Here is a 1423-nt window from a genome sequence, read left to right as displayed (position 1 = left end):
TGTCGGCCAGGACACTACAGGGCGGCCTACGAGCGGGCATCTACGCCCGCATATCCGATGACAGGGAAGGACGGGAGCTAGGCGTTACCCGGCAACTCGACGACGGCCACGCACTGGCCATCCGGATCACTGCGACTGTCGTAGACACCTACATAGACAACGACATCAGCGCATCGACCCGTTCGCAGAAGGTACGGCCGGATTTTCAACGACTGATAGCCGATATCGAATCAGGCCGTATCAACGCGATCATCTATTACAGCACGAGCCGCCTTACTCGGCGTCCCCTCGAAAACGAGCTAATCATTCAGCTCGTCGAGCGCTATGGGCTGCGGCTGTTCACTGTCACCGTGGGCGAAGTCGATCTAACAACGGCCAACGGCCGGATGCTGGCTCGAATGCTCGCGGCGAAGGACGCGAATGAAGCCGAGGAAACCGCCGAACGCGTCACACGGGCGCAACGGCAAATGCGCGAGATGGGGCGCCCCACGGGCGGCCCGCCGCTACGCGGCTACCTCAACCCCGACCCGACCAAGGGTATCGGCTACCTCACACATGTAGATCACGAAGCGCAATCGTTCATCGTGGGCGCCCTCACTCGAATTCTTCTGGGCGCCACCCTGACGACGATAATCAAGTGGTGGAACTCTTCAGGGTTCTACACGATCAACGGCAAGCCGTGGGTCATCACGACGGCAACCCGCCTGCTGACCAACCCGCGCATCGCGGGCCTAGTGGCCGTCTACGACACAGAAACCAAGCGCCACCGTATCGAGGGCGTGGGGTCGTGGCCCCCGGTCGTCAAGGACCGGGTGAAGTGGCAAGCGGTGTTTCTGAAGTTGACCGCGAACACTCGGAAGCCGGAAGACCTCGTACGGAAGCACCTAGGCGCGGGCTTCGTCCGGTGCGGCATCTGTGCAACCTTGCATCGGGTGACGCCCAGCGATCACGGCACTAAGAAGCGATGGCGCTACATGTGCGACACGACGCGCGGCGGATGCGGCGGCACTGCCCGAGCTAAGCCGTGGCTAGAGCAAGTGATTCGGGAGTATGTGGCCGAACGAATCAGGGCCGAGGGGGACGCGCCCGAGGACGTGCCCCAGGACCCGCCAGGAAGCGCGTACGACGCCGACATAGCCACCCTGGAGATTCGGCTAGCCCAAGTCCGCCAGGCCGCTACAGAGGGCGTTATGGACATCTTCGACGCGTCGGGGATCATGAGTGACCTTCGTGCCAGGATAGGTGACATGAGGGCGCAACAGGCAAAGGTCACCATCGACGCCCAGCACGCGGCCATGAGCGGTGAAGTCGCCCTAGCTGAATGGCTGTCGGATGACCTCGACACCCTAGGGGAGCGCCGGGCAATCATGGCTCGATACGTCAAGGCGGTTATGGTCCATCCCCTACCGAAGGGCAAATGGAA

The 1423-nt window shown here is 62.2% G+C and carries 1 protein-coding gene; it reads left to right on the top strand.

All coding sequences use genetic code 11. The features are described from left to right. A partial coding sequence (locus ABD120_RS39590; RefSeq protein ID WP_343955664.1) for a recombinase family protein occupies positions 1-1423 on the top strand: 1423 nt, incomplete at both ends.

It is taken from the genome of Nonomuraea longicatena, from assembly GCF_039525605.1.
Taxonomy (GTDB): domain Bacteria; phylum Actinomycetota; class Actinomycetes; order Streptosporangiales; family Streptosporangiaceae; genus Nonomuraea; species Nonomuraea longicatena.
This window is presented reverse-complemented; position numbering and strand designations above follow the sequence as displayed.